At 63.2% G+C, this 20,036-nt stretch carries 15 protein-coding genes, 1 tRNA gene and 3 pseudogenes; 5 read left to right on the top strand and 14 right to left on the bottom strand.

The genetic code is table 11. From position 1 onward, the window contains the following. Window positions 1-36 precede the first annotated feature (36 nt). The 3 genes from AAEQ75_RS16460 to AAEQ75_RS16450 all read left to right on the top strand — a co-directional run bounded on the left by AAEQ75_RS16460 (window position 37) and on the right by AAEQ75_RS16450 (window position 3,707). Window positions 37-786, top strand: a complete 750-nt coding sequence (locus AAEQ75_RS16460; RefSeq protein ID WP_343349764.1) for a siderophore ferric iron reductase — start codon at window positions 37-39, stop codon at window positions 784-786. 63 nt (window positions 787-849) lie between these two features. Then, window positions 850-2,844, top strand: coding sequence for a Fe(3+)-hydroxamate ABC transporter permease FhuB (gene fhuB / locus AAEQ75_RS16455; protein ID WP_343349763.1), 1,995 nt, complete (start codon window positions 850-852; stop codon window positions 2,842-2,844). Then, a complete protein-coding gene (locus AAEQ75_RS16450) occupies window positions 2,841-3,707 on the top strand; it encodes an ABC transporter substrate-binding protein (RefSeq protein ID WP_343349762.1) in 867 nt (288 codons plus the stop codon). The genes fhuB and AAEQ75_RS16450 overlap by 4 nt, the downstream gene beginning before the upstream one ends. 39 nt (window positions 3,708-3,746) lie before the next feature. Here AAEQ75_RS16450 and AAEQ75_RS16445 read toward each other — a convergent pair whose 3' ends face one another. The 12 genes and pseudogenes from AAEQ75_RS16445 to AAEQ75_RS16390 form a co-directional block, all read right to left on the bottom strand. Further along, on the bottom strand, window positions 3,747-5,576 hold the full coding sequence (locus tag AAEQ75_RS16445; RefSeq protein ID WP_343349761.1) for a TonB-dependent siderophore receptor: 1,830 nt from the start codon (window positions 5,574-5,576) through the stop codon (window positions 3,747-3,749). A gap of 60 nt (window positions 5,577-5,636) precedes the next feature. Next, the gene (locus AAEQ75_RS16440; RefSeq protein WP_343349760.1) at window positions 5,637-5,933 is read right to left on the bottom strand and encodes a hypothetical protein; all 297 of its coding nucleotides are present in this window, start codon (window positions 5,931-5,933) and stop codon (window positions 5,637-5,639) included. 102 nt (window positions 5,934-6,035) lie between these two features. Continuing rightward, entirely contained in the window at window positions 6,036-7,220 is a 1,185-nt protein-coding gene (locus AAEQ75_RS16435) for an aromatic ring-hydroxylating oxygenase subunit alpha (RefSeq protein ID WP_343349759.1), read from the bottom strand. 169 nt (window positions 7,221-7,389) lie between these two features. Continuing rightward, the gene (locus AAEQ75_RS16430) at window positions 7,390-7,536 is read right to left on the bottom strand and encodes a hypothetical protein (RefSeq protein ID WP_343349758.1); all 147 of its coding nucleotides are present in this window, start codon (window positions 7,534-7,536) and stop codon (window positions 7,390-7,392) included. Between the two features lie 46 nt (window positions 7,537-7,582). Continuing rightward, a complete protein-coding gene (locus AAEQ75_RS16425) occupies window positions 7,583-7,942 on the bottom strand; it encodes a ferric iron reductase (RefSeq protein WP_343352408.1) in 360 nt (119 codons plus the stop codon). 165 nt (window positions 7,943-8,107) lie between these two features. After that, window positions 8,108-9,025, bottom strand: a pseudogene (locus AAEQ75_RS16420) (IucA/IucC family protein); the annotation flags it as partial. A gap of 221 nt (window positions 9,026-9,246) precedes the next feature. Next, window positions 9,247-9,831: a GNAT family N-acetyltransferase gene (locus tag AAEQ75_RS16415; protein WP_343349757.1), complete on the bottom strand. Its 585-nt coding sequence runs from the start codon at window positions 9,829-9,831 to the stop codon at window positions 9,247-9,249. Then, window positions 9,821-11,020, bottom strand: coding sequence for a YbfB/YjiJ family MFS transporter (locus AAEQ75_RS16410; protein ID WP_343349756.1), 1,200 nt, complete (start codon window positions 11,018-11,020; stop codon window positions 9,821-9,823). Before AAEQ75_RS16410 ends, AAEQ75_RS16415 begins: the two co-directional genes overlap by 11 nt. Window positions 11,021-11,099: 79 nt before the next feature. Then, window positions 11,100-11,597 (bottom strand): annotated as a pseudogene (locus AAEQ75_RS22030) (SidA/IucD/PvdA family monooxygenase); the annotation flags it as partial. A gap of 339 nt (window positions 11,598-11,936) precedes the next feature. After that, window positions 11,937-12,011, bottom strand: a tRNA-Arg gene (locus AAEQ75_RS16400). A 75-nt stretch (window positions 12,012-12,086) separates the two neighbouring features. Then, a complete protein-coding gene (locus tag AAEQ75_RS16395; protein ID WP_343349754.1) occupies window positions 12,087-13,199 on the bottom strand; it encodes a Leu/Phe/Val dehydrogenase in 1,113 nt (370 codons plus the stop codon). 70 nt (window positions 13,200-13,269) lie between these two features. Continuing rightward, entirely contained in the window at window positions 13,270-16,737 is a 3,468-nt protein-coding gene (locus AAEQ75_RS16390; RefSeq protein WP_343349753.1) for an indolepyruvate ferredoxin oxidoreductase family protein, read from the bottom strand. Window positions 16,738-16,935: 198 nt separating this feature from the next. On the opposite strand from AAEQ75_RS16390, the gene AAEQ75_RS16385 reads away from it, so the two are divergent. Continuing rightward, window positions 16,936-17,403, top strand: a complete 468-nt coding sequence (locus AAEQ75_RS16385; RefSeq protein WP_013714912.1) for an Lrp/AsnC family transcriptional regulator — start codon at window positions 16,936-16,938, stop codon at window positions 17,401-17,403. Here the strand turns inward: AAEQ75_RS16385 and AAEQ75_RS16380 are convergent. Then, complete coding sequence (locus tag AAEQ75_RS16380; protein WP_343349752.1) at window positions 17,400-18,350, bottom strand: DMT family transporter; 951 nt, start codon at window positions 18,348-18,350, stop codon at window positions 17,400-17,402. The two genes, AAEQ75_RS16385 and AAEQ75_RS16380, sit on opposite strands and share 4 nt — an antisense overlap. A gap of 266 nt (window positions 18,351-18,616) precedes the next feature. Between AAEQ75_RS16380 and AAEQ75_RS16375 the strand changes: the two are divergent. Beyond that, window positions 18,617-18,787: pseudogene (locus AAEQ75_RS16375) on the top strand (DUF6316 family protein); the annotation flags it as partial. A 100-nt stretch (window positions 18,788-18,887) separates the two neighbouring features. Here AAEQ75_RS16375 and AAEQ75_RS16370 read toward each other — a convergent pair. Continuing rightward, a complete protein-coding gene (locus AAEQ75_RS16370) occupies window positions 18,888-19,877 on the bottom strand; it encodes an alpha/beta fold hydrolase (protein WP_343349751.1) in 990 nt (329 codons plus the stop codon). Window positions 19,878-20,036 lie beyond the last annotated feature (159 nt).

The raw sequence follows: 20,036 nt of genomic DNA, 5'->3' as shown, positions 1-20,036 counted from the left end.
CGCGCTCTATTCGCGAAGCTTCCGGGTTCAATCGCCATGCATCCTGCTACCGACCTCGACGCCCTGCTCAAGTCCGTCTCACTCTGCCTGCCAGGCCTGAACGGCAACGTGGCGCCACTACGCAGCGACCAGTTGCTGTGTGGCGGCCAAGGCAATCAGGAGCGCATCGCCACGCTGCACGACTATTGGCAGCAAGCCCACCCCGAGGCCGGGCGACACTACTGGTCCACCCGTTGCTGGACTCTATTGATCTGGCAACCCATCTACCTCAGCCTGTTGGCCGCTCACCTGGAGCACCGCGTACCCTGCCTGAAACGCATGGGGCAGTCGATCCGACAGGGCTTCGTCGGAGGTTTCAACCTACCGCCCGATTGCCCAATGCGTGTCGGTGACAGGAATCTTGTCGAGAACGCCGCCGAGCGCCTGATGAACCTGCTGGAACGTCAGCTGGAAGAATTCAACAGCGTCTCCAACATCTACCCCAAGCTGGCGCGCCTGCTGATTGCCGACTGCGCCCGCGCCGCCCTGCTTCTGCTGCAACGCCACCAGGGCATGAGCAATGGCCAGCTGCGCGAGCTGGAAGAGCGCTGGCTGCAGGCGCTGGGCTTGCCGGGCAAGAGCCCACTGATCGAGGTCAGCCTCGCCGATGGCAGCCAGTGTCTGGCGCTGGGGCGCAACGCCTGCTGCCAACATTTCCGCCGCGCCGACGGCGAGCCCTGCGCTGGCTGCCCGAGATTGAAACCTGCCGAGCGCTTGCAGCGCTTTCGTGAGGAGCTGGTGTGCTGATGTGCGCGAGCTGCGCAATGCACAGCCTTCTTCACATCAACAGAGCAGCCGGGTTTGCCTGAAATGCACAGCGCACCGAGCCTGGTCGACAGCCGGCGGCCGATGAAAGCAGGTGTTTGCCGCTACGGCCTGGCGTTGCTCGGTCTGCTGATCATCGCCTTGCTGCACCTCAATATCAGCCTGGACCACTGGACACTGGCGTTCCCCAGAGGCGACAGCTTCGCCGCTCTGCAATTTCACCTGGCCAGCCTGCCGCGCCTGGTAATGACGCTGCTGGTGGGCGCAGCACTGGGACTATCCGGCAGCCTGTTGCAACAACTGACGCAGAACCGCTTGGTATCACCCATGACCGTCGGCGCGGCCTCCGGTGCCTGGCTCGGCTTGCTGGCAGCCAGCCTGACCTTCCCCGTTTTTGCTGCCGCACATGGCCATTGGGCGGCGCTGGCCGGCGCACTGCTGAGCGTCGCGGTAGTGCTGCTGATTGCTGGGCGCGATGGTATCGCCGGTTTGCCAGTGATCCTCGCCGGCATGGCGATGAACCTGCTACTGGGTGCACTGGCCATCGCTGTGCTGATACTCAACCAGCAACAGACACGTGGGCTGTTCATCTGGGGCGCAGGCGATATGGGGCAGATCGACTGGTTCTGGGTCGATTGGCTCTGGCCCAAGTTGTTGCCGGGGCTGCTGCTCCTGTGGCTCGCCCCGCGCGTGCTGACCTTGCTCAAGCTGGGCAGCACAGCAGCTCAGGGGCGCGGGCTGAAACTGTGGCCGGCACTGTTGATGCTGTTCCTTGCCTCGCTGTGGATGACCGCTACAGCCATTACCGCCGTGGGTCTGATCGGCTTCATCGGCCTGGTAGCGCCCAACCTGGCGCGTCTGTGCGGCGCCCGCACGGCTCGTGACGAGTTGGTCTACAGCATGCAGCTGGGTATGTTGGTGCTGTTGGCCAGCGATGCCGTGGCGCTGCTACTCAGCCACTGGTTGGATGAGCAGATACCGACAGGTGCCGTCGCCGCCTTGATCGGCGCACCGGCCCTGCTCTGGCTTGCCCGTCGCCAGGGCGCTGCGCAAGATCGGCAAGCGCTGCCCCTGCCCAGCGGCCGCGACAGCTGCACGGCTCGCACATGGTGGCTGCTGACATTGATCACGGCGCTCACCGCGCTGTTTGGCCTGTGCCTGCAATACGCGCCACAGGGTTGGCAGCTGGCCTGGCCATCGGACGTGCTGTGGTCGCTGCGCTGGCCGCGACTGCTCAGTGCCGCAGCTGCTGGCATTGGCCTGGCCGTTGCCGGCGTGCTGCTGCAACGCCTGATGCACAATCCGCTGGCCAGCCCCGACATTCTCGGACTCAGCGCCGGTGCCGCACTGGCGGTGATGCTCAGCCTGCTGCTGTTCGGTCAGGCGCTGTTCTGGCTGCTGGCCCCGATCGCCGCCTTCATCGGCTGCCTGCTGGTGCTGGCGACGCTATTGCTGCTTGGGCGCAAACAGAAGTACTCCCCAGCGCTGATGGTGCTGGTCGGCATGGCCCTGGCGGCGCTGCTCAATACAGCCCTGCAATTGGCACTCAGCCAGGGCTCGTCGGACTCCCTGGCATTGCTCGGCTGGCTGGCCGGTTCCACCTATCGGGTAAGCGGCCTGCAGGCCATCGCGCTGGGTTCGGGGGTAAGCCTGCTGATCGGCTTCAGTCTGGTCTGGCAACGCGCGCTGGATCTGCTCTCGGCAGGCGACGGTATCGCCCATGGACGCGGCCTGGATGTACCGACAACGCGCTTGGTGCTGCTGTTGCTGGTATCGCTGCTGTGCGCCCTGGTGACCAGCCTGGTTGGCCCGGTGAGCTTTCTTGGTCTGCTCGCTCCGCACATGGCCGTCACCCTCGGTGCCCGGCGCATCCAGCAACAACTGCCGCTGGCGGCACTCCTCGGCTGCCTGCTGATGCTGCTGGCTGACCTCATCGGCCGCAACCTGATCTTCCCTCTGCAGATCCCGCTTGGCATCGTCGCCTCGATCCTCTGCGGCAGCTACTTCATCTTCCTGTTGCTGCACAGGCGCCTGGCATGAAGCGCTGCACGATGCTGCTCTGCCTGCCCCTGCTCTGCTGGCTACCACTGGCCGAGCCGGCCGAACCGCGTATTGCCGCGCTGAGCTGGGAGCCTGCCGAACATCTGCTGCAACTGGGGATCACCCCGCTGACCGTGGCCGACGCCCCGGATTACCGCGACTGGGTGGTGCATACAACGCTACCCGCCGAAGTGGCCAACGCCGGCACTCGTACCGAACCGAACCTGGAGCGGCTGGTCCAGTTGAACCCCGAGCTGATCCTGATCACGCCACTGCTGGAGGACATGCGCCAACCACTGGAGCGCATCGCACCGGTGCTCAGCTACGGTGACTTCACCCAGCAGCAGGACAACCTGCAACTACAGCGCGACAACTACCTGGACCTGGCCGCACGCCTGCAGCGCAGTGATCTGGCGCAACAGCGTCTGCAACAGATGGAACAGCGCATCGACGATTTGCGCCAACACCTGTTGCAACACTTCGGCGGTGAGTTGCCCAAGGTCACTCTTATCCGTTTCGCATCGGCCACCCAGGTCTGCATCTTCGGCCCCAATTCACTGCCGCAGCACGCCATGACCTTGCTCGGCCTGCAGCCGGCCCAAGCAGTGCCAGTCAGCCGCTGGGGCAATATCCAGGCGCCGGTCACCCAGCTCGGCACTATCGAGGATGGCGTGGTGATCTACATCGAGCCCTTCACCCAGCAGGAACGCCTGTTCACCACCCGCCTGTGGCAGGCCATGCCATTCGTGCGCCAGCAGCGCCTGACCAGCATGCGTGCGACCTGGACTCACGGCGGCGTGTTCAGCGTGCAGTACCTGGCGGAAGCCATCAGCGAAGCGCTGCTGAAACTGCCGGGGCAATAGAAAGCCCCGCCTGTGATCAGGCGGGGCTGCGGGGCGGGATCAGTACTTCCAGCTCAGACTCAGCATCGCATTACGCGACGGCGTATAGTAGGACTGCGGCCAGTACAGGCTGGTCAGGTACTTGCGGTCGAACAGGTTGTTGACGTTGAGCGAGACATTGAAGTGCGGATCGATGTCGTAGCTGGCCAACGCGTTGACCACGGCGTAGGAGCCCTGACGGCTGACGATGGTCTCGCCGGTGGTCGACGTGCCCTGCTCACGGAAGATCTCACTCTGCCAGTTGACGCTGCCGCCCACCTTCAAGCCCTGTACCTGCGGCACCTGATAGGTGGTGGCCAGATAGAGGGTGTTCTGCGGAATGAAGGTACGCGTGCTGCTGCCGTCACCATCGCGGATCGAGAACAGATGCGTCAGACCGGCACTGGCCTGCCAGCCTGGCGTCAACTGGCCAGCCACTGTCAGCTCATAACCTTCGATTTTGGTGTCCACGCCCTGGTAGTAGGAGAAACCCTCCGCCTGATCGAAACCGGCGTACTTGGGGGGGTTGTCCTGCTTGGTACGGAACAGGGCGAAGCTGGCATTGAGGCGACGGTCAAACCATTCGCCCTTGATCCCGCCCTCGATGTTGTTGCCCTCGATCGGCTCGAGCAAGGCATGGTTGCGATCGACCTGGTACTGCGGGCTGAAGATCTCGGTATAGCTGGTATACAGCGAGTAGTTGTCATTGAGGTCGTAGGTCAGGCCGACATAGGGCGTGGACTTGCTCTTGTCGTACTGATGGCCTTCGCCGACACGTTCGCCACTGCTCTTGAGGTTGCTGTGGTTGACCCCGGTGATCAACTTGAGCTGGTCGCTCAGGGCGAAATGCCCAGCCGCGTAATAGCTGCGGCGATAGGTCGTGTAGTCGGCCCAGCTGGTGACACTGGCGAAATCCGGGCGCGGATAGTTGCCGTCGTAATCCCATACCGGAGGCAGCGCCACCCCCGCGGCATCGTCGCTGGAGGTCCAGTGCGCGCGGGTGCGCGACCAATTGCTGCCCAGCACCACCTCATGGGTACGACCGAACAGCTCGAACGGCCACTTGACCGAGGCATCGCCCAGCAGTTGGCGCTCGGTACGGTCGAACTTCGACGCATAGGTGGTCAGTCCCAGTCCGGTGCTTGCATCCGGCACGCCGCCGGCCATGAGCATCTCGGCGTCGGAGCCGATCTCGCGGTAGTTGAGGGTCACCTGGGTCTGCCAGCCGCCACCCCAATCGGTTTTCAGCTCAGCGAAGGTCTGTTCGTCATCGGTATCCCAGTAGGTCCAGTCCGGCGCAGTGTTGTGCGAACGGTCATAACGCACTTTGGAGCCGTTGGTGTAGTACAGCGATAGCGCGCTCCACATGATGCCTTCCGGGCGGTTGCGCTGTTTGGAGTAGCCGATGGTCGCGGTGCTGCTGTCGGTCAGGTCGGCCTCCAGGATGCCGGAGAACAGCGTCTTGCTCGGCTGGTAGCGATCCAGATAGGAGTTGCCCTCCTGCCCGGCGACCAGGGCGAGCCCGCGCAGCGTGCCGCTGTCGTTGAGCGCGCCGGACACATCGGCCTCCAGCAGTCGGGTCTGCCAGGAGCCATAACTGAAGCCCAGCTGCGCCTGGGTTTCGCGGGTCGGGCGCTTGCGCACGAAGTTGATCGTCGCCGAAGGGTTGCCGGGGTTGGAGGTCAGGCCGTTGGCGCCCTTGAGAATCTCGATCCGGTCGTAGAGGAAGGTATCGATGTCGCCCATTTGCTCTTCCGAGGAGAACGGCACACCGATTCCATCGATCTGGAAGTTGTTCACATCCAGGCCACGCGCGGTGAAGTAGGTGCGATCGGTCTCTACCCGCTGCACGCCGATGCCCGCCGCCTGCAGGGCATCGTTGGCATTGCCGAGCTTGAAGTCGTCGAGCTGCTAACGGTTCACGCTGGTGAGGGTTTGCGGCGTTTGCCGCGGCGTCAGGTCGAGCTTGGTCGCCGTGCCGCTGTGACCCAGGGTGTAGGAGTCGCTCTGCTCGGTAACCACGGGCGGCGCCTGGTCGATACCGGTGACGCTGACCGACTGCAGCACCAGCGCGTCACCTTCTGCCTCGGCCTCGGCGGCCACCACGGGCCAGGCCAGCGGTGCCAGGCACAGAGCCATGGCCAGTACGCGAGAGCTGCAGGAAGCGCACAAGCGCGCCGGGTGTTGCGAGTGGGGAATCATTTTCATGGGCAGACACTTTTTCTTGGTTGAGTTGGATAACACGTGGGCACTGCGCAAAGGGAAATCAGCTCATTGCGGCAACCTCCATATCGGGCCGATACGCGCGCCTTAGCAGCGCTCGGCAGCCAGGGACTGGCCCATCACCTGGCGATACCAACCGTGGAAGTGCTGCATGCCCTCCTCCAGCGGTATCTGGTACGGGCCGCTGTCATCGACGCCGCGCTGATACAGTGCACGCCGGCCGGCATCGGTTCGCTCGGCGATCTCGTCGTCCTCGATGGCGGTTTCCATGTAGGCGGCGCGGTGCGCCTCGACCAGCTCGCGATTGCCTTCGCACAGCGCCTGCGGGTAATAGAACTCGACAACGTTGAGGCACTCGTGCACGCCCTTGGGGTAAACGGTGGAAAGCACCAGGGCATGGGGAAACACTTCGATCATGTGCGTCGGGTAGTAGCTGGCCCAGATCGCACCGAAGTCCGGCGCGGCATCGCCATGCACGGCCATCAGGCCTTCATGCCAGGCGCGGTAGGTATCGGTGCCGGCGCGCGCCAGGTTGGGATTCACGTTGATGCGCTGCAGGCTGTACCAGTCGCCGTAGTCCCACTGCAGGCCATCGCTGCGCACGTAGCGGCGCAGGCCAGGATGGAAAGAGGCGATGTGGTAGTCGTCGTTGTAGATCTCGATGAAGGTCTTCCAGTTGCACTTGCACGGGTGCATCTCGACGTGGTCGAGCTGGTAGTCTGAGAAGTCCATATCCGGACGGCGGAACAACGCGCCGATGTCGGCGGCCGGGTCACGCGGCCCCTCGAAGAGAAAGCCGGCAACGTTGTGCAGGGGGTAGCGTGGCAGGTTGCGGCAGGGCTTCTGTGGAAACTTCGGCGCACCGACGATCAGCCCGCTGGTGTCGTACGTCCAGGCGTGCAGCGGACACATGATGCGATTGCCGGTGGCGCGCAGATTGCCCCGGCGCACGCTGCTGGCATCGCTGCCCGGGCTGAAGTCGCCGAGCATCAGTGCCTGACGGTGACGGCAGGCGTTGGACAGCAACTCCACGCCATGCTCGTTACGCACCAGGATGCGGCTGTGCTCCTCGTGCGGTAGCGCGTACCAGTCGCCTAGCTCGGGCACCATCTTCTCGTGGCCGATGTAGTTGGCGCAGTGGCGGAAGATCAGCTCCTGCTCGCACTCGTAGATCGCCGGGTCGCAGTAGCTTTGAATCGGTAACTGCGGCTCGGTGGCGCGAAAATCGTAAGGCGTGGCAGCAAACTGAGCGGTACGACTGGGGTTGTACATGCGTGGCTCCTTGCAGCGAACTCTGGGCTGGCTGGCAGCCGCGAGCTGAAACCGGCCTGCACCGATCCCGCCCGCGTCAGCGCGCCAACGCCTCAGGCTCTGGGCTATGGCCCAATCCAGACCATGGAAGTCGTTGCCCCGCCCAGGCGCCGCCTGACGGGGCTGGCAGCTAGCGCTGTAGCTCGGCGATACGCCCTGGTGCCGATTCCTGCTCGCCACGCGGCGCGAACTGGGCAACCGGGTTGACCAGCGGCTCGGCCATGATCAGGCTGCCCGCTGGGTTTGCCAGGTCGACCATCTGCAGGTTGTTCTTCAACTGCAGGCGGTTCAGGCACGAATGCAGGAAGCTCGGCGCGAAGAAGTCATAGCGCGCGAAGCGCTCGGCCAGTTCCGGGTGCGCGCTGATAGTCGATCACTGACTCGGCGACACCGCGCCAGAATTCACTCTCGCTCATGCATTGGTTCTCTTCGAGAATCTGGCTCATATGGCGGAACACGCCGTCGAACACGTCGATGAAGATGCCGAGAATCTTGTAGTCCTCCGGCACGTCCACGGCCAAGCGCTCCAGACCCGGCGGCATTTGCGCGTCCTTGTCGAGAATCGCCGACTCCTCGGCGATGTCCTTCATGATCGCGCGCACCGGCACGTGGCCGTCGAGCACCAGAATCAGGTTCTCGCCATGCGGCATGAACACCAGGTGGTGCGCATAGAAGCAGTGCATCAGCGGGCGCAGGAAGGCATCCATGTAACGACGTATCCAGGCCCGCGGCGCCAACCCGGAGCGGCGGATCAGCTCGGGCAGCAGGGCCTGGCCCTGTGGGTCGACGTGCAACAGCGCGGCCATGGTCATCAGCCGTTCGCCGCTATTCAGGCGGCTGCCGGGGCTCTCCCGCCACAGCGCCGAGAGCATCTTCTTGAACGGGCTGTCGGTCTCCAGCGCCGCCTCGTAGTAGCGGTTGCGGTACCCCACCGAGGCGACTTCGCGCAGGATGCTGAAACCGTATTCACGCAGCACCGGGTCGCTGCTGATCAACTGATCGAGATAGGCGTTGATCGCAGGCGTACCGGCCATGTAATACGGCGACAGGCCGCGCATAAACCCCATGTTGAGGATCGACAGCGAGGTCTTCACCTAGCAGCGTTGCGGCTGCGACATGTTGTAGTAGGTACGCAGCGACTGCTGAGCGACGTACTCGTCGCTGCTACGCCCCAGTGGCACGATTTTGCGCTGGGCGATGTCGGCAGCGAACATCAGGCTCAGCTTGCTGAACCACTGCCAGGGATGGGCCGGCATCAACAGGTAGTCATCGGCGTTGAGTCCCTGCTCGCGCAATTGCTGGCGGTAGGCCTGCAACTGCGCCTCGCCCAGCTCGTCACGCAGCAGTTGCTCGTGATCCAGCCCAGGCACGGCGGCAAAGTGCGCGTTGTCGCGGTGCACAGCAAGCCAGATGATGGCGAAGCGCGAGCCGGTTTCTGGCGCGTAGGCGTGGTAGTCAAAGGCGTTGAAGCCCAGGCGTCCGTTATTGGCGACGAAACCCGGGTGGCCCTCGATCATCGCCGCCTCGATGGTCTGGTAGTCGGCGTCGGCCAGTTCGGCGCTGCTCAGCGCCCGTTCGCCATGCTTGAAGGCAGCACCGTAGAGCGTGCTGCTGATTTCATCCAGATACACCGGCAACTTGTCCGCCGGAATGCCCAGCGTGTGCTTGAAGTCGATGATGAAGGTCAGCGCATCGAGCGTCTGCACCTGACCATCGAGCAGGCGTTCGATGCTGGCCGGCTCGATATGCCAATGACGCAGGGCCATGTTGCGCGCCTCGAAGCGATACACGCAGCCCACGGTATCGGCAGCCAGCTCGTAGTGCTGCCAGCCTTCGCGCTCGGCCGCACCCAGCACCTGCGGGCTGAACAGCTGCTCGTGGGCGTACTCGGCAAGGGCCTTGCGCACCAACAGGCGATTGACCTTGCGCCACAGCTCCGGAGTGAGGTGGGCGACGACAGCGACAGGATGATCCAGGCGAGGAGAAGTCATAGCGGGCTTGATCCTTCAAGTGATTGGAAAAAATCGGCGGGCGTGCAGAACGCCAGCAGTGCGCTCTTGGCAGGCAGCTCCACGGACCCTGCCTCGACGAAGCCGACCAGGCGATTGAGGCGATGCACCTTGTGATTGCGAATGTCAGGCTCCACCACCACGCGGCGGGCACCGAGTTCATCGAAGAGAAAGGCCATGACCGCGCGCAACACGTCACGGGTGAAGTGGCGAATCGGTTGGGCGCTCGGCCCGACGAAAAAGTGCATACCGAGATCACCGGGCTGCACTGCATAGAGTTCGCCGAGCAGGTCATGCCGGGGGTCGTAGCACTCCATAACGAAGGCCGGCGCCCCCCGGTAAAAGCCCATGAAGGCACGCATGTGACCGCTGCCCATGGCGTCGGCGTAGAAGTCGCGGGTCGCCTCCAGGGTCATGTTCTGCATGTTCCAGTAGTGGGCGTAATCCATCTGGTACCAGGGGTGGATCACCGCAACGTCCTCGACGAGGCGCAACGGACGCAAGGTGAAATGCGGGTCGAGCAACGACCGTGGCTGGCTCAGCGCAATGGCTTCAGTTGGCATGGCAGAGTTCTCCCTGAGCGGCATGCCGGCGGTCGACGCCAAACCAGCCGCAGTCGATGATCGCCGTCAGCAGCAGGCCTGCCGCGGCGATGAAGAAGGTCAGCGGAATCCCGACCAGGTTGACCAGGAATCCGGCGCCGAACGAAGACAGCAGCACGCCCAGGTTCTGGAAGAAGTTGGTGACGCCAAAGTCGCGGGCATAGGCATCCGGCGTGCTGACCTTGAACAGGGTGACCTCGAGCTTGACGATCACCTGATACAGCGCCCAGCCATACAGGCAGCGGCCAATGATGATCAGCTCCGGCGACTCGCTGGCCTGCAGTGCCAGCCCCAAGGCGCCAAGCAGCAGATTGAACAGGGTGTGATCGACCCAACGCGGTTGCTGCACGACCAGGTGTTTGAGCAGTAACGCGAGCAGCGCGACGATGCCGGGAATGGCGAACACCAGGCCGGTCAGCAGCGGCTCGTGCAGCCCCGTGCGCGCCTCCCAGTACAGAGTGAAGAACGGCCGCACCAGGTAGGCGCTGAAGTCGAAGAGAAACATCAGCAGGCACAACTTGAGCAGCGCCGACAGCGCCTGCGGGCTGCGTCGCGGTAGCGGTTCCTGGCCACTCTTCTCTTCGCTACTGAGCACCTTGACCACCTTTCCCGTGCGGATCAGATAGAGACACAGCGCCATCTGCGCCACATCCCCGGCCGCCATCAGGGCAATGCAGAAACTCGGCCCGTAGTGCTCCAGCGCCATGCCACCGACGGCAGCGCCGAAGATCGCGCCGATATGGATGACCACCGACAGCAGGCCGATCACCAGGCTGTGGTTCTGCGGTGCTTCCAGGCGCATCAGGTAGGGGAACATCAGCAGGTAGCTGGCCTTGGTCATGAACATCATCAGGCTCAGCGCCCAGTAGCTCTCGACATTCGGCGCCCAGATCGAGGCCAGGCAGAACAGCGCAGCCGCGCCTTGGGTGTAGAGCAGCAGGTGCATGGTCTCGACGCGTCTGGCCACCCGCGCCCACACCGGCAGCATGCACATCACCGCAATCGAGATGGCGGCGATATAGGCTCCCACGTGTACCGGGCTGGTCACGCCGTAGCGGTTTTCGAAGAACTGCGGGTAAAAGGCGATCAGAATCGAATCGCTGATCACGCCGAAGCCCGACATGATCAGAATGGTGGTGCGCAGGTTCATGCAGAGGCGCTCCCCTGCCGCCCAGGTAAGCCGAGGTATGCAGCGCCTGGCGGGCATCGCCCGGGCTACAACAGGTGGGGATGTGCGGCACCCCGCCGATACCGATCACCAGCTTGCGGCAGCGGTACTGGAAACCTTCGCCGGTATCGCCACGCACCCCGGCCAGCACATAACCGGGCAGCGAGGCGTCGTACCATACCTCCTGCACGTCATGCTGATAGCGCAGATTGTCCAACTGAGCCGCCGCCCATTTGCAGTAGCGGTCGAACTCCTGGCGCGACAGGTACCAGTTCTCACGGATGTAGTAGTTGTACAAGCGGCCTTGCTGCTTGCAGTAGTTGAGGTAGCTGAAACGACTGGTGGGATCGGCCATCGAGACCAGATCGGCGAGGAAGGGATTCTGTAGCGTGGTGCCGTCCAGCAGCATGCCGGGGTGCCAGCTGAGTTCGGCCTTTCTGTCGAGAAACAGGCTGCGGCTCCCCAGAGGCTCCGCCAGGCATGCCAGCCCGAGATTGAAAGGCCCCAGGCCTATGGCAATGAAGTCGTAGGGCAATTCCGTGGTCACGTTGCACCTCATCAGTCCGATGAAAGTGAGCGCATACTAGGCTTTAATGATAATGATTTAAAATAGCGTATAAGAACAAATGCTTATAAAAGGACCCCAGCACTAGCGCGGTATTCCAGAGAAGAACGCAATGCACACGCGAAGTGTAAAGCCGCGACCCAGAGGCCACGCGGGCTTGCAAAGAACCTGAAGCGAAATGTTTGGAAGAGGCAGGTCAGACGCGAGAAACGCGTCCGATCGCGGCACGATCACTGCGAGCTGGCAATCAGAACGTACCGCATTGCGCACAGGTCGACCGTCAACAGTCGAAGGGAAAGGTGCAGCAGCGTGAGAGAGCACTGCAGGTGAAGATGGCGTCCCCTGCTGGAATCGAACCAGCATCTAGCCCTTAGGAGGGGCTTATTCTATCCGTTGAACTAAGGGGACACGGCCGTATTGGCTACGACCGGGCCGCATCTTAGCGGCGGCGCGCGCATTTGTCATGCCGCCACCGCTCACTTCCTAGCGCTGCCAACCTTGGGAGACGACCCTGGTAGCCGTTGCAGTGCGCACCGGCTGCAGACCACCGCGTAAGCGCTCCAATGCCATGTGATCAGCAATCGCGGTGGTGGTCTCGCCTTCACGTTCGGCGCGCTGGAAGATTTCCGTCAGGGTCGGGCCGATGCCTTCGATATGCGCCTTGAGCTGCGCGGCGCTGCCACCGGTGCGCTCGTAGCAGACGTCGATGATGCCGCCGGCATTGATCGCGTAGTCCGGTGCGTACAGGCATTCGCGGCGACGCAGCAGCTCGGCCAGGCTGGCGTCGGCCAGTTGGTTGTTGGCAGCACCGGCAATGATTGGCGCGCGCAGGGCTTCCAGTGTTTGCAGGTTGATGATCGCGCCCAGTGCGCACGGTGCGAACACGTCCACGTCGAGCCCATAGATATCGTGCTGACCGACCGCAATGGCGCCAAGCTGGCTCACCGCGCGCTGCACGTTGGCTTCGAAGATATCCGTCACCCACAACTGCGCACCGGCCTCCTTGAGCAGCTTGGCCAGGCCGAAGCCGACCTGGCCGACACCCTGGATGGCCACGCGAATGCCTGTAAGATCCTGGCGGCCAAGGCGATGCGCCACGGCCGCCTGAATGCCGATGAATACCCCGTAGGCGGTCGAGGGCGATGGATCACCGTCACGGCTGCCACCGCCGAAAGCTTCACGCTGACCGGCGCCTGCGACATGGCGGGTGCGCTCGGCCATGATGCGCATCTCGGCCACGCCGGTACCTGAATCCGCCGCCGTGACATAGCGTCCACCCAAGCTGTCGACGAAATCGCCCATGGCCTGGAACAGCGCCTCGCTCTTGCCAGTGTGCGGGTCGCCGATGATCACCGCCTTGCCGCCGCCGAGCGGCAAACGGGCCAGTGCCGATTTGTAGGTCATGCCGCGCGACAGGCGCAGCACGTCGCGCAGCGCCTCCTCGTCACTGGCGTAGTTCCACATGCGGCAGCCGCCCAATGCCGGGCCGAGAGTGCTGTCATGAATGGCGATGATGGCTTTCAGGCCGCTGGCCTTGTCGTGGCCGTACACCACCTGTTCGTGCTGATCGAAGTCGACGTGAGTGAAGACGGACATCGGATTACCTCGGATATAAAAAGCCGCCCCTCTCCCGCACGGGAGAGGGTGGCAAAGGGGATGGGAAAGGTCAGGCCGCCGGTTCGAACAGCTGCACCGCGGCGATCTCGCTGACGGTCAACCGCACCTTGAGCTGGCTCGCCTGTTCGCGCGCCTTGGCCAGCGCCGCTTCCTTGACGTGGCCGTAACCGCGGACCTGCTCGGGAATCTCGGCCAGCGCCACCGCCGTGTGGTAGTTACCAGCATTGAGTTCGCCCAGCAGGTAGGCCACGTTGGCCTCGTACTCCTCGATCAGCTCGCGCTCCAGGCGACGCTCGGCACTATGGCCAAACGGATCAAGCACGCTGCCACGCAGGAACTTGAAGCGCGCCAGTACGCCGAACGCCTTGAGCATCCAGGGGCCGAAGCTGCGCTTGCGTGGCTGGCCGGTGACCGCATCGGGCTTGCTCAACCAGCTCGGCGCCAGGTGGAACTGCAACTGGTAGTCGCCTTCGAACTGCGCTTCGAGCTGCTTGCGGAACGTGGCATCGCTGTACAGCCGCGCCACTTCGTACTCGTCCTTGTAGGCCAGGAGCTTGAAGTAATAGCGAGCTACGGCCTTGCTCAGGCGCTGCTGCGCATCGGTATCGGCCTTGCGCACGCGCTCGACCAGCTCACGGTAGCGTTCGGCATAGGCCGCGTTCTGGTATGCGGTCAGACGCTGCACACGGTCGGCGACGATTTCCTCCAGCGTGCTGCAATGCGGCGCTTCGACGACCTTGGGCGCGGCGAGTTTTTCCACCGCAGCCAGGTCATGTGCGGCGCGGCGCCCCCAGAGGAAGGCCTGCTGGTTGAGTTGAACGGCCACGCCGTTGAGCTCGATGGCCTTGTTCAGCGCTTCGGCCGATACCGGCACCAGTCCCTGCTGATAGGCGTAGCCGAGCATAAACAGGTTGGTGGCGATGCTATCGCCGAGCAGGCGGGTAGCCAGGCGGGTAGCGTCGACGAAGCGGGTCTTGCCCTCACCCACCGCCTCGCTGATCGCCTCGCACATGGCCGCACCTGGCACCTGGGCGTCCGGGTTGCGGGTGAACTCGGCAGTGGCTGCCTCATGACTGTTGATCACCGCATGGGCGATCTTGTCGTTGAGCTTGGCCAGCGCCTCTTCACTGGACGACACCACCAGGTCGCAGCCCAGCAGCAGGTCGGTTTCACCAGCGGCGATACGCACGGCGTAGATGTCGCTCTGCCGCGCAGCGATGCGAATATGGGTGATCACCGGGCCGAATTTCTGCGCCAGGCCAGCCTGGTCGAGCACGGTGCAGCCCTTGCCTTCGATATGCGCAGCCATGCCCAGCAGCGCGCCGACGGTGGTCACGCCGCTGCCGCCAACGCCTGGCAGGAGGATGTTCCAGGGCCGACTCAGGGCTGGCTGTTTCGGCTCCGGCAAGGCGATGAACAGCGCGCCCAGGCCAACAGCCTCAGGCTTGCGCAGGCTGCCACCGTGGACGGTGACGAAGCTCGGGCAGAAGCCCTCCAGGCAACTGAAGTCCTTGTTGCAGGCGTTCTGGTCGATCTCGCGCTTGCGTCCCAGCTCGGTTTCCAGCGGCAGCACCGACAGGCAGTTGGACTTGACGCTGCAATCACCGCAGCCTTCGCACACGGCAGGGTTGATGAAGGCGCGCTTGGCCGGATCGACCATCTTGCCGCGCTTGCGCCGACGGCGCTTTTCGGTGGCGCAGGTCTGGTCGTAGAGAATCACCGAGACGCCCTTGAACTCGCGCAACTCGCGCTGCACGGCATCCAGTTCGCGGCGGTGATGGAAGGTCACGCCGGGTGCGAAGGTTGCCCGGGTCGGGTATTTGTCCGGCTCGTCACTGACCAGCGCGATGCGCTTCACGCCCTCGGCATGCACCTGTTGGCTGAGTTGGTCGATGCGTAGTTCGCCGTCGATGGGCTGGCCACCGGTCATCGCCACCGCGTCGTTGTAGAGAATCTTGTAGGTGATATTGACCCCGGCAGCCACGGCCGCACGCAGGGCCAGATGGCCGGAGTGGAAGTAGGTGCCGTCGCCGAGGTTCTGGAACACGTGCGGCGTGTCGGTGAACGGCGCCTGGCCGATCCAGGTCGCGCCCTCGCCGCCCATCTGGGTGAAGGTGTCGGTGCTGCGATCCATCCACTGGGTCATATAGTGGCAACCGATACCACCGAGAGCGCGGCTGCCTTCAGGCACCTTGGTCGAGCTGTTGTGCGGGCAGCCGGAGCAGAAATGCGGGGTGCGCGCAGTCTTGTGCTTGGGCGCAGCCAGTGCCTTTTCCTTGGCATCGAGAAAGGCCAGGCGCTCCTCGATGGTCGGGCTGCTGTAGATCGGCGCAAGGCGCTTGGCAATCACCCGAGCGATCATTGCCGGGGTCAGCTCGGACAGGTTCGGCAGCAAGGACACGCCCTGCTCGTCGAACTCGCCGACCACGCGCGGGCGCTTGCCCACCGGCCAGTTGTAGAGCTGGCCGGTCAACTGGTCTTCGATGATGCTGCGCTTTTCTTCCACCACCAGAATTTCATCCAGGCCTTCGGCGAAGCCATGCACCGACACTGGTTCCAGCGGCCAGCTCATGCCGACCTTGAGCACGCGCAAGCCGACCTTGGCGCACAGCGCTTCGTCCAGGCCGAGGTCATCCAGAGCCTGACGCACATCGAGGTAGGACTTGCCGGTGGTGATGATGCCCAGACGCGGGTTGGGCGAGTCGAGCTTAACCTGGTTGAGATTGTTGGCCAGAGCAAAGGCGCGCGCGGCGTAGATCTTGTAGACGTTGAGGCGTTTTTCCTGGGCCAGGGGCGGATCGGGCCAGCGGATGTGCACGCCGTCTTCCGGCAGTTGGAAATCCTCGGGAATCTTTATCTGGATACGCAGTGGATCGACGTCCACAACGGCCGAGGAATCGACGTTTTCGGCAATGGTCTTCAGCGCCACCCAGCAGCCGCTGTAGCGCGACAGCTCCCAGCCGATGATGCCGTAGTCCAGCACTTCCTGGACGTTGGCCGGGTTGAGCACCGGCATCGACGCGGCGATGAAGGCGTGCTCGCTCTGGTGGGCGATGGTCGAGGACTTGCAACCATGGTCGTCGCCGGCCAGCACCAGCACACCGCCATGCTTGGAAACGCCGGCTGAGTTGCCATGTTTGAACACGTCACCACTGCGGTCTACTCCCGGCCCCTTGCCGTACCACATGGCGAACACGCCGTCGTAGCGCGCACCAGGAAACAGGTTGGCCTGCTGGCTGCCCCACACCGCGGTCGCGCCCAGCTCTTCGTTGACGCCGGGCTGGAAGTGGATGTGGTTTTCCTTCAGGTACTCGCGCGCATCCCACAGGCTCTTGTCCAGACCGCCCAGGGGCGAGCCGCGATAGCCGGAGATGAAGCAGGCGGTATTGAGTCCGAAGGCGGCGTCACGCTGCTTCTGCAGCATGGGCAGGCGGGTGAGCGCCTGAGTGCCGGTCAGGTAGAGGTGACCCGTAGCGAGGCGATATTTGTCATCCAGGCGGATTTCGGCCAGTGACATGGAGCGCTCCTTTTATTGTTATGGCGAGCACAGGGAGCGCGACGGTAGACACGCTCCGTTGAGTCCTGCCGCAGGATCACTGCGACGGATTTGCCTAAATCATGACTGGAGGGTTCCACTTTTTTCTTTCTATTTTCGAGTAGCGAAGGCGATACTCCGCATGATCCGTCCAACAATCACAATAAATTGGAAACAATCATGCAGGACAAGCTCAGCCCTATCGACCGCCGGATTCTTCGCCTGCTGCAACACAATGCCGACCTCTCGGCCGCCGAGGTGGCGGAAAAGGTCGAGCTATCGCAGTCGCCCTGCTGGCGGCGGATCAACCGCATGCAGGAAGAGGGATTGATCGAACGCAAGGTCGCCCTGCTCAACCATAAGCGCCTGGGCTTCGGCATCACGGTGTTCGTCGACATCAAGCTGTCGGCACACGGCCGCGGCAATCTGGATGAGTTCGAGCAAGCGGTGGTTGGCTACCCGCAGGTGCTGGAGTGCTACAGCATGGCCGGCGGTTCGGACTACCTGCTCAAGGTGGTGGCCAAAGACATCGCCGATTACGAGCGCTTCCTGCGTGACCACCTGCTGCAGCGCCCGCACGTGCACGAGGCGCACTCGCATATCGCCATGAGCGAGGTCAAACGCACCACCGAGCTGCCGCTGGATTAACGCCCTGGCCTGCGCGTGCGCCAAGCGGCCAGCAGCGACGGCCCGAGGGCGGTGAGCGCCGAGCCGAGCACCACCACCACGGCGCCGGCGTAGGCGATCCAGTTGACCTGTTCGGGTAGCACGTGGTACGGCCACCAGGTCGAGGCCAGGGCCACGGAGACGAAAGTCACCAGCGGCGTCAGCGCCAGAGTCGCGCTGACCCGCGAGGCCTCCCAATGCGCCAGTGCCTCGGCGAAGGCGCCATAGGCCACCAGGGTATTCAAACAGCAAGCCAGCAGCAGCCAGCCTTGCAGCGGGCTCAGTTGCAGCGCTTGTAGCGGCTGCGCCCAGGGCGTCAGCAACAGCGCACAGGCCAGGTAGATGACCATCATCACCTGCACCGAACTCCACAGGGTCAACAGTTGCTTCTGCGCCAGGCCGTAGAAGGTCCAGACGAAGGCCGCGGCCAGCACGGTCAGTACGCCGGTGGTATAGGTGGTCAGCGAGGTCAGCAGCTCACCCAGGCGCTGATTGAAGAACAGGCCGAAGCCCATCAGCATCACCACCAGGCCAATCGCCTGGCCCAGGCTGAAACGTTCGCGAAAGACGAACAGGCTGCTGATCAGCAGCAGGATCGGCGCGACCTGGATCACCAGTTGCGTGGTGCCGGGACTCAGCAGATTGAGCCCGACCAGATACAACACGTAGTTGGCCGTCAGCCCGCCAATGGCCAGCGCCAGCAGCCAACCGCCCTTGCGCCCGAGCGGACGAAAATGCGGCAACCGACGACTCGCAGCAAGGTAGGCAAACAGCAGGGAGCCGGCCACGGCCAGGCGGTACCAGGTGACCGTTACCGGGTCCATGACCTGGAGAACTTCTTTCAGCTTGATTGGCAGGATGCCCCAAAGCACCGAAGTGATCAGGGCCAGCAGCAGGCCGTACATCCAACGGCCGGAAGAAATGTGCATGGCAACCTCTGGCAGGCATGTCGACCGCAGCAGAGCATTCTAGGAGAGGCCACCACACCGACACAGCAACAGTTCAGCACAGTTGCCGAGCGAAACTGTACTGATCGGCAACCCAGAAACGCCAGCCGACCGGCGCCAATAATCCATAAAATCCGCTAAAAGCCTCTAACAAGTCGCCAAAATCTACCATCTGTCGTTTTGCCAAGCAGGTCGCATTGGCCACAGTAGACTCAGGTTATCCAGCACCTGCAGATGGAGTCCCCGCCATGTTCGGCCAACGCACCGTCGACCCCCAACCGGGCACGCATTACCGCAGCTCACGCGTCAGTGCCGTCAACGGCCAATATTTCTTCGCCACTCGCGAAGGCACGCTGGAGGGCCCCTATCTCTCCCGCCACGACGCCGAGCAGAGCATCGTGCGTTACATCGAGCGCATGGTCATGGCCGACAAGCTGCTACGCCATAGCAGCGAACACATCGACAACCTGCAGCGCCGCGAAGCGATCAAGCACAATCAGGAGCTTTGAGCGCTCCCACCTACAGACGCGCCAAGCCCAAATCCCCCCGATGCGCCGCGAGATGCGGCAGCACTGCGGCCAGCAAAGGCTCCTTGAAGGCATCCTGAAAGCGATGCGCCAGGCCCGGAATCAACTTGAGTTCGGAGCCCTTGATATGCGCAGCCACGTGTACCCCATGCATTACCGGCAATAGCGGGTCGGCCGTGCCGTGCACCACCAGCGTCGGCACGTTCAGGCGATTGAGCAACTCGACCCGACTCGACTCGGCAAGAATCGCCAGCAGCTGACGCTGCACGCCTTCGGGATTGAAGGCGCGGTCATAGGCCTGTTCAGCCTGATGCAAGAGCAAGGCACGATCATCATGCACCGTCGGGCTACCGAGGGCCGCCAGCAAGTCCGCCTGCTGTTGCAGTGCAGCCTCGCGACTACCGGCCTCACGCCTTGCCAGCAACGCCACCAACGCATCGCTGGGCGCGGGCAATCCTTGCGCACCTGAACTGGTCATCACCAGCGTCAGACTGATAACGCGCTGCGGCGCCAAGTCGGCCAGATGCTGCGCGATCATGCCACCCATGCTTGCACCCAACACATGGAAGCGCTCGACGCCGAGCTGGTCCATCAGCCCCATAGCATCACCGGCCATGTCACGCAGGTGATAAGGCGCACCAAGCGACAGACCCAGGCGATAGCGCAGTACCTCGTAAGGCAGGTTGATGCTCGGCGCCGGCCGCCGCCAGGTGCTCAGCCCGACATCGCGATTATCGAAGCGCACGACGCGAAAACCCTGCTGACACAGGCGCTCGACCACCTCGTCAGGCCAGTGGATCAACTGCCCACCCAGCCCCATCACCAGCAGCAGCGCCGGATCGCGTTCGTTGCCGATACTTTGATAAGCCAGACGCACCTCACCGACATCCGCATAACGGGTCGGCTCGGACAGGTCGCAACGATTGGCCGCAAGAGACGGCAAGCCGCAAAGCAACGCGGCCAGGAAAATGAATGCACGCATGAAAACACCAGAAACGCAGAACCCCACTGAAGCGCGAGTCTGATGAAATTCGTTCGACGGCGCTGCCACACAAGCGTGACAGTTTGATGAAGGGGGACGAACGGCTGCTCAGACGGTGACCAGAAGTGCGATCCAGAGCGTCGCGAGCGCCCCTCCTAC

Origin of the sequence: Pseudomonas sediminis, from assembly GCF_039555755.1 — a bacterium.
Lineage (GTDB): Bacteria > Pseudomonadota > Gammaproteobacteria > Pseudomonadales > Pseudomonadaceae > Aquipseudomonas > Aquipseudomonas mendocina_D.
Note: the sequence above shows the minus strand (reverse complement) of the source record. Positions and strands in the feature narration are given on the sequence as shown.

Excerpts from the sequence above, each read along its gene's own strand:
- AAEQ75_RS16395 (WP_343349754.1), bottom strand. The coding sequence starts at position 13,199 with ATGTCCGTCTTCACTCACGTCGACTTCGATCAGCACGAACAGGTGGTG.
- AAEQ75_RS16410 (WP_343349756.1), bottom strand. The coding sequence starts at position 11,020 with ATGAACCTGCGCACCACCATTCTGATCATGTCGGGCTTCGGCGTGATC.
- AAEQ75_RS16370 (WP_343349751.1), bottom strand. The coding sequence starts at position 19,877 with ATGCGTGCATTCATTTTCCTGGCCGCGTTGCTTTGCGGCTTGCCGTCT.
- AAEQ75_RS16380 (WP_343349752.1), bottom strand. The coding sequence starts at position 18,350 with ATGCACATTTCTTCCGGCCGTTGGATGTACGGCCTGCTGCTGGCCCTG.
- AAEQ75_RS16415 (WP_343349757.1), bottom strand. The coding sequence starts at position 9,831 with ATGCCAACTGAAGCCATTGCGCTGAGCCAGCCACGGTCGTTGCTCGAC.
- AAEQ75_RS16440 (WP_343349760.1), bottom strand. The coding sequence starts at position 5,933 with ATGAAAATGATTCCCCACTCGCAACACCCGGCGCGCTTGTGCGCTTCC.
- fhuB (WP_343349763.1), top strand. The coding sequence starts at position 850 with ATGCACAGCGCACCGAGCCTGGTCGACAGCCGGCGGCCGATGAAAGCA.
- AAEQ75_RS16435 (WP_343349759.1), bottom strand. The coding sequence starts at position 7,220 with ATGTACAACCCCAGTCGTACCGCTCAGTTTGCTGCCACGCCTTACGAT.
- AAEQ75_RS16450 (WP_343349762.1), top strand. The coding sequence starts at position 2,841 with ATGAAGCGCTGCACGATGCTGCTCTGCCTGCCCCTGCTCTGCTGGCTA.
- AAEQ75_RS16390 (WP_343349753.1), bottom strand. The coding sequence starts at position 16,737 with ATGTCACTGGCCGAAATCCGCCTGGATGACAAATATCGCCTCGCTACG.
- AAEQ75_RS16425 (WP_343352408.1), bottom strand. The coding sequence starts at position 7,942 with ATGCACTGCTTCTATGCGCACCACCTGGTGTTCATGCCGCATGGCGAG.
- AAEQ75_RS16460 (WP_343349764.1), top strand. The coding sequence starts at position 37 with ATGCATCCTGCTACCGACCTCGACGCCCTGCTCAAGTCCGTCTCACTC.
- AAEQ75_RS16385 (WP_013714912.1), top strand. The coding sequence starts at position 16,936 with ATGCAGGACAAGCTCAGCCCTATCGACCGCCGGATTCTTCGCCTGCTG.